The organism is Blautia sp. DFI.3.45, from assembly GCF_020593505.1.
In the GTDB taxonomy this organism is placed as follows: domain Bacteria; phylum Bacillota; class Clostridia; order Lachnospirales; family Lachnospiraceae; genus Blautia_A; species Blautia_A wexlerae.
The window spans coordinates 1-311 of record NZ_JAJDMI010000201.1 but is presented as its reverse complement, the minus strand read 5'-3'; the positions used below and the strand labels follow the sequence as shown (position 1 = coordinate 311).

The following is a 311-nucleotide window of genomic DNA, read 5'->3' as shown; positions in this document are numbered from 1 at the left end:
CAATACTTCCAATCCAGATAGCCTATTATGCCGGGCTTCGTATTGGAGAAGCCTGCGGTTTGGCGTGGCAGGACGTAAATCTGGAAGAACAATGCCTTACCATAAGACGTAGCATCCGATACGATGGCTCAAAGCGCAAATATATCATCGGACCAACCAAGCGGAAAAAAGTGAGGATTGTTGATTTTGGAGATACGCTGGTAGAGATTTTCCGTAATACCCGGAAAGAGCAGTTAAAAAATCGAATGCAGTACGGAGAACTTTATCACACGAACTACTACAAAGAGGTCAAAGAGAAAAACAGAGTGTAC

Annotated in this window: 1 protein-coding gene; it reads left to right on the top strand. The window is 43.7% G+C overall.

Annotation, left to right across the window (positions count from 1 at the left end; translation table 11 throughout):
• Positions 1 to 311: tyrosine-type recombinase/integrase (locus LJE09_RS19335; RefSeq protein ID WP_227311633.1), on the top strand; the 311-nt coding region annotated here is incomplete at both ends.